The sequence below is a fragment of the Marinilabilia sp. genome, from assembly GCF_016278715.1.
Classification (GTDB): Bacteria; Bacteroidota; Bacteroidia; order Bacteroidales; family Marinilabiliaceae; genus Marinilabilia.
Window position 1 is genome coordinate 1 of sequence record NZ_JADQBH010000200.1, and the last position, 6,341, is coordinate 6,341.

Annotated in this window: 7 protein-coding genes and 2 pseudogenes; 1 reads left to right on the top strand and 8 read right to left on the bottom strand. The window is 41.8% G+C overall.

What is annotated here, in order from left to right:
• Both QZZ43_RS12325 and QZZ43_RS12330 read right to left on the bottom strand, forming a co-directional pair.
• A pseudogene (locus QZZ43_RS12325) lies at positions 1-272 on the bottom strand (DNA polymerase III subunit delta); the annotation flags it as partial.
• A gap of 216 nt (positions 273-488) precedes the next feature.
• Positions 489-1,193 (bottom strand): annotated as a pseudogene (locus QZZ43_RS12330) (AMP nucleosidase); the annotation flags it as partial.
• 151 nt (positions 1,194-1,344) lie between these two features.
• Here QZZ43_RS12330 and QZZ43_RS12335 point away from each other — a divergent pair.
• The gene (locus QZZ43_RS12335) at positions 1,345-1,794 is read left to right on the top strand and encodes a type I restriction enzyme HsdR N-terminal domain-containing protein (RefSeq protein ID WP_291859720.1); all 450 of its coding nucleotides are present in this window, start codon (positions 1,345-1,347) and stop codon (positions 1,792-1,794) included.
• Positions 1,795-1,804: 10 nt separating this feature from the next.
• Here QZZ43_RS12335 and QZZ43_RS12340 read toward each other — a convergent pair whose 3' ends face one another.
• The 6 genes from QZZ43_RS12340 to QZZ43_RS19620 all read right to left on the bottom strand — a co-directional run bounded on the left by QZZ43_RS12340 (position 1,805) and on the right by QZZ43_RS19620 (position 6,336).
• Entirely contained in the window at positions 1,805-2,329 is a 525-nt protein-coding gene (locus tag QZZ43_RS12340; RefSeq protein ID WP_291859723.1) for a GNAT family N-acetyltransferase, read from the bottom strand.
• Positions 2,330-2,396: 67 nt separating this feature from the next.
• Positions 2,397-3,971, bottom strand: a complete 1,575-nt coding sequence (locus tag QZZ43_RS12345) for a hypothetical protein (protein WP_291859726.1) — start codon at positions 3,969-3,971, stop codon at positions 2,397-2,399.
• A gap of 149 nt (positions 3,972-4,120) precedes the next feature.
• Positions 4,121-5,260, bottom strand: coding sequence for a glycosyltransferase family 2 protein (locus QZZ43_RS12350; protein ID WP_291859729.1), 1,140 nt, complete (start codon positions 5,258-5,260; stop codon positions 4,121-4,123).
• A gap of 35 nt (positions 5,261-5,295) precedes the next feature.
• Complete coding sequence (locus tag QZZ43_RS12355) at positions 5,296-5,730, bottom strand: BT0820 family HAD-type phosphatase (protein WP_291859732.1); 435 nt, start codon at positions 5,728-5,730, stop codon at positions 5,296-5,298.
• Between the two features lie 15 nt (positions 5,731-5,745).
• Positions 5,746-6,204, bottom strand: coding sequence for a hypothetical protein (locus QZZ43_RS12360; protein ID WP_291859735.1), 459 nt, complete (start codon positions 6,202-6,204; stop codon positions 5,746-5,748).
• A 27-nt stretch (positions 6,205-6,231) separates the two neighbouring features.
• On the bottom strand, positions 6,232-6,336 hold the full coding sequence (locus tag QZZ43_RS19620) for a hypothetical protein (protein WP_367221548.1): 105 nt from the start codon (positions 6,334-6,336) through the stop codon (positions 6,232-6,234).
• Positions 6,337-6,341: the final 5 nt, after the last annotated feature.

Here is a 6,341-nt window from a genome sequence, read left to right on the forward strand (position 1 = left end):
TTGATGTCTTTTATGTTCTGCGCTTCTTTAACAATGACCACTTGTTTCGGAGCCATCATTGGATAGCGGCGCGAGGCTTCCACGATATCCACCATGTTGAGGTCGGAACCATAAAAGATGTATTGGTTAAACGCTTTATCCTCCTCCTTGAGGGCGTTTTTGGCGATATAATCGGTGATGTAATCGGCATACCACGGTTCTTCGCCCGATAAAAAGTATATCTGGGCGAAGTTTCCCTGTTTTATTTGTGTTACTATTTGTTCGAATGTCATAAATCGATACGTTGAATTGACAAAGTTAAAATTTTAACCTGATTAATTTTAACGCTTTTGTAATTGAGTCAGGGCAAACCCATTTAAGGATTTAAAATCACTACTAACCGTGGGATTATAGAGATTGCTTTCCCGAAAGGTGTCTGTGAAGCAGCTTCATTGCGTGCAACCATACTCCCCACTGACTTTATTACTATTGTCGCCTCAAAGCAAACATCAAGTGTCAAATTTCAAGTGTTTTACCGACTTTCCGTTGTTGATGATCTCTTTCAGAGAGTCTATGCCGATTTGCAGATGTTCATTAACAAACTCTTTGGTAACTTTCTTGTCGCTTGCATCGGTTTTTATTCCGGTTGAAATCATTGGCTGGTCTGATACCAGCAACAAGGCTCCTGTAGGAATTGAGTTGGCAAAGCCTACCGTGAAAATGGTGGCCGACTCCATATCAATGGCCATGGCCCGTGTTTTTGCAAGGTATTTTTTAAATCGTTCGTCGTATTCCCAAACACGTTTATTGGTTGTGAAAACAGTTCCGGTGTAGTAATCGCGTCCGTAATCGCGAATAGTGGTAGAGACAGCTCTTTGCAGACTAAAGGCGGGAAGTGCCGGTATTTCCGGGGGGAGATAATCATTGGAGGTACCATCGCTGCGAATGGCTGCAATGGGGAGAATCAAATCGCCCAGGGTGTTTTTTCTTTTGAGTCCTCCGCATTTTCCAAGAAACAATACCGCCTGCGGGTTTACAGCACTTAACAAATCCATGATAGTTGCCGCGTTGGGGCTTCCCATACCAAAATTGAGGATAGTGATGCCATCGGCACTACAGTTGGGCATGTTGTGATCTTCGCCTACGATGGGAACATTATGCCATTTCGAAAACAACTCTACATAATGGTTAAAATTGGTAAGAATTATGTGCTTTGTAAATTCTTTTTAGGGGCGACCGGTATATCTCGGAAGCCAGTTTTCAACAATCTCATTTTTGGTCTTCATTTTTTAGTTGGTTTACGGTTTTTTTACGAATATAATTTAATTTTCGTATAGCCTGATTCAAAACTCTTATTTTTGCATTATGGAGAAGTTAAATTTGCCGGAATACATTTTCAGGTACAAGGAAGAGAAGGGCAAAAAGTTTATTTTTGATGAGGTGAGAGGGAAATTTGTTGCCCTGACTCCGGAGGAGTGGGTCAGGCAAAACTTTTTGCGCTTTATGGCTGATCAGTTGAATTACCCAAAAGCCCTGACCGGAGTGGAGAAAATGTTAAAAGTACATGGGCTTTCGCAAAGGTGTGATATTCTTCTGTACAACCGGCGCGGCTCTCCTGCAATGGTGGTGGAATGTAAAGCCCCGGGAGTATCGGTTGATTCAAAGACAATGGCACAAGCTGCCCGCTACAATACAACACTGAAAGTGCCCTTCCTGGTGCTTACCAACGGGCAGAAGCATTATTGTATTCAGACAGATACGGAAACGGGAGATTTTGAGGCACTGTCGGAGTTTCCTGCTTTTGAAGAGTTGTAATCTTTGTTTATTAGGGTGCAATTTTCTGATACATCAGTTCATCTTTGAAGCCCGAAGGGGTTTTAAGCCATTCTTTTTTTCTTCCAATCATTTGAAAATCCAGGCTTTCAAATAACTTTATGCTGGCTTGGTTGTCTTCTGAGATGTCACAAAAAAGCTGGTGGAGCCCAAGGTGTGAGAAAGCATACTCAGAAAATAATGCTACAGCCTCTCTGGCATGTCCTTTTCCTCTTTCGGGCTTGTAAATCATAACTCCGATTCCTCCGCGGGAATGGTATGGGTCAAAATCAAACAAATCTATCATTCCAATGCTTTCCTGATGATGCTCTTTGGGGACATCAATCATCAGTCGCAACTGCTTGGTTTGATAAATATCCAGCGATATCTGATTGATGTAAGTGATGATTTGGTGACGGCTAAACGGCGTAAGCGTGTTGCTTACAGACCAGAGTTCCATCTGGTTTTCCCATTGGTATAGCAAATCTGCATCGGCCGGTTCGAGGGCTCTGAGAATTATTTTGTCATTTCTGATCATGTTCCGGTAATTTATGCCGGCAAAAATAACTTAACGTCGCCGGATCCCCAAAAATGATGAATGCAGATTACTCATTTTCCGGAGCACTCTCCAGAGTAATGGCAGGGAGGTAGATGGCCCTGTTCACTGATTTGTAATCGTCTTTGGCATTTAGGTTAAACGTTTTGGAATATTCTTTATGTCCTTCATTTTTAATGGTAAGTTGATATTCCTGTGCTGTAGGAATAATGACGACAAATTTTCCGGTCTGCGGATTGGTTCTGAATGTTCCTATCGTTTGATTGGTGTTGAGGTTTTTAACGCTGATAACGGCATCCTCCGCGGGTTGGTTGTTGCTGTTGAAGATGTGTGAGGATACAACCGCCATACTACGCTCATTAGAGGAAGGGAAGTGGAGAATAAAAAGATCGGACTGTCCCATTCCTTTTTCTTGTTGTGAGGAGTAATAGACCCGTTGCCCGTTTGGGGTAGGGAGGTAAAACAAATCGTCGGTGGGGGTATTGATCGGATAACCGATATTTATGGGAGTGCCCCACTCTTCATTTTCGTTTAGAGTGCTCTTAAAAACATCATATCCGCCCATGGAATTGTGACCTGTTGATGAGAAATAGAGCGTTTTCCCATCTGGGTGAATAAAGGGACTTTCCTCATTCAGAGAGGTGTTAATTGCTTCTCCTGCATTAATTGGTTTCCCCCAGGTGCCGTCGGGAAGTTTTTTGGAAGAATAAATATCCTTTCCCCCCAGACCTCCGGGTCTTTCACTGGAGAAGAAAATGGTATTTCCGTCAGGGGTGAAGGAAGCATGTGTTTCATTGAAACCTGAATTTATAGGGGCAGGCAATTGTTCAGGTTCGGTCCATCCCTCAAAAGTTTTGTAGGTAATGAAGAGCAGGCCTACCATTCCGTAATTTTCGAAAAATATCAGGCCTTGTCCATCAGGAGTAAGCCCAACGGTAGCTCTGTTGGTGCCCTGGTAGCCCGGAATCTCAAGAACTTTGGGTTTGGTCCATTGTTGGTTACGCCAATGACTCACAAAGATGTTTTCGAAAAAGGGGCCTTCCATATTAAGGCTGTCAATGGGGCGTGTGGAAGTAAAATAAATGGTGGATTCATCATAAAGAACAATGGGACTGTGATCTTCGTAGGGACTGTTGACAATCTCCCCCAGATGTTCAATTTTTTTATCCACGGGATGTTCTTTTAATTTTAGGTAATTCTCACAGTAAGTTACTTCCTGTTCAACATCTGCAATGAATTCAGGATTTTCGCTGTGCTTTTTGATTTGATTGAACTTTTCACATGCCTTTTTGGCCTGACCGTCAAGTCTGTAGGCCTGGCCCAGATAAAAATGGGCTTCCAGCGCCTGGTTGCTGGTGTTCTTTTTCAGAGGATATAATGCTGCTGCTTTTTCCAGGATATCAATAGTGGCGGATAATTCCTCATCATTGGCTAAAAGGCTGAATCCTGTTAAGAGCATAGCTTCAGGGTTTTCCTCCTGTACCAGTGGGGCAAGGATTTTAACAGCATCCGGATAAAAACCCACTTCAATTAATTGGTTGGCTTCCCGGATTAGTTTTCGTGGAGATTGTGCTGTTACTTCATTGAAGAAACTTACAATAGTAAGAAATATTATGATAGCCAAGAGGCGAATTTTTATCAACATGATAGCGGTATTTTATATTTCAACGGGTCAAAATACGAAATTTTGTTTTTAGAGGGAAGTACTCTGAGTAAGAGTTTTTTTAACGCTGACTTTTTGGTGATGAAAAAACGTTTTTTCTTGACGCTTGATTACTTCAGGATCCTGACAAAATCTTTTTTATCGTTCAATTCATAAAGGATTCCGCTCTCTTCGTGGAGCAGCAGGATATTAATTCTTCTGTTTGGTTTTGTTGTTAAAAAAGCAATGAGTCTGGTGGGAGTATATTCTTTTGATGAGAGTAATAAATGAGATTGCTTTTTCATTGATGTTGAAATGCGTGCGAAAAATCCGGATTTTTCAAGTTTCTTGATGATTTCCGCGGAAGTATCAGGATGAATTACACAACTGTTGCGCGGTTTCTGTGGAAAAGCATTTCGGAGGTTCTGTTTAATCCGGGAGAAGAATTTTAAAAGTTGGATAAATGATGAGATGGTAAGTAAGGTAAGTGCAGAGTGTTTGCCTGAATAGTATTTTTTGTAAAAGGTCACCATCGAATCGTAAAACAGTGAGGGGAATTTAGCACATCGCCGGGTTGTTTCTCCTTTGAAATGAATTGCAGTGATCGCCGGATTGTACCATACCTCCATTCCTGCTTTTGAAATTCTGACAGAAAGATCAATGTCTTCAGCGTACATGAAAAATCCCGGGTCGAATCCGTCCGTTGCTTCCATCGCTTTACGACTGACAGCCATAAATGCACCCGATAAAACGGGAACCTTTGCTGGTTGGGCGTTGGGAACCTTGCGGGCGTAGTATTGGTGTTTTTGAGCGTTGGATGTAAACAGTCGGTGCAGCCCGGAGAATCTAAGAAGAGAGGCTGCCGGTGTGGGAAAGTTTCTTTTGGATTCCGGCAAATAACATCCGCAGCCATCCACCATTTTTACTCCCATGGCCCCGCAATTTGGGTGGGTTTTAAAAAACGAAAGAATTTGTTCTTCAAAGTCTTCCGGAACAATCGTATCCGGATTTAGAAACAGGGCAATATCGCCGCGGGCCATGGCAAAGCCTCTGTTGCAGGCTCTTCCAAATCCTTCATTTTCTTTGTTGTGGACTACTTTAATGAAAGGGTAGTCTTGTTGGAGTTTATCTACAAATGAATCCTGCCCTGCATTGTCAATAAGAATAATTTCCGAATGTTTCAGCCCTGATGCTGCCAGCGACCAGAGATAAAGATGCTCCAATGGGGTTGCGTGGTAAGTGACGGTAATGATGGAGATGGGTATCGACATAAATATTCAGATTTCGCAAAACAGGCAAGCCGGATTTAATCCCGGCAGAACAAGGATTTTATGAATCCGCAGAATGTATTCTTTTCCGATTTCCGGTATCTGGATAAGAACAGGTTACGTTCCTGCTCTGATACATCCTGACTCAACATTTGATATATTTCGCCCCATCCGGGAAACCCTCCAATATTTCTGTCATCAATAAACAGATCGGCATTGATCTTTCTGCTTATTGTAGGGTCAAACTCCTCTTCCGGAAAACTCCGGTTGACGGCGTAAAACTCTAAATCGTGTTTTTTGCAAAAGTCCACCGCTTCATCTAATTCTTTTCCTGATCTGAAAGTCCACAATATCAGTAAATGTCCTTGCTTTTGAAGAGCTTTGAGTGTCTCAAAAGCAAAAAGTTTTTCTTTTCCGATTAAGGGATATCGATGTTCAACAATGGTTCCGTCAAAATCAACTGCGATAATCATAGAGATTGTTTTTTTTCATAATTCGTTGGTTTCTTCCGGGGTATTGGCTTCTATCTCTTCTATAATGCTGTTTTTTGTTGGCCGGTTTATAAGATAGGCTACAAACAGTAACGAAAAAATATAGAGAAAAGTGTTGTCGGCGGTAATCATGAAGCTAAGGATTCCTAAAACGGCCAAAGCTTCCAGTGTGACAATCTTTATCAGGAAGCTTATTTTGAACTGATTGATCTTAGTTTGCATCGGCAACTCTGAAAGTATATGCTTCACTTTTTTTGAATGAAAAAAATAACTGGCCGGAATTCCACCTAAAGATAGAATCAGGATAATGGATTTCAGGTTTTCCCTTTGTGAAAGGGTCCAGTCCATTAAAGGGCCGGTGGCTTTAATGGTGAAATAAGCAATAATCAGCATAATTACCATAATACTGAATAAAGACCAGAAGATGATTTTGATTTGATTGATTGATTTGTCCATTGATTAGTTTATCTGTTTTGTTCAAATTTAAAGGGTATTTTTTTCAAAGGGCTGCCGGTCCACCAGTGAACGGCCCAGGGTAACCTCGTCAGCATATTCCAACTCATCTCCGATGGCAACCCCGCGGGCAATGGTTG

Bases quoted from the DNA above. Each gene is read 5' to 3' on its own strand.
- QZZ43_RS12335 (WP_291859720.1), top strand. From the start codon at position 1,345: ATGGAGAAGTTAAATTTGCCGGAATACATTTTCAGGTACAAGGAAGAG.
- QZZ43_RS12340 (WP_291859723.1), bottom strand. From the start codon at position 2,329: ATGATCAGAAATGACAAAATAATTCTCAGAGCCCTCGAACCGGCCGAT.
- QZZ43_RS12350 (WP_291859729.1), bottom strand. From the start codon at position 5,260: ATGTCGATACCCATCTCCATCATTACCGTCACTTACCACGCAACCCCA.
- QZZ43_RS12355 (WP_291859732.1), bottom strand. From the start codon at position 5,730: ATGATTATCGCAGTTGATTTTGACGGAACCATTGTTGAACATCGATAT.
- QZZ43_RS12360 (WP_291859735.1), bottom strand. From the start codon at position 6,204: ATGGACAAATCAATCAATCAAATCAAAATCATCTTCTGGTCTTTATTC.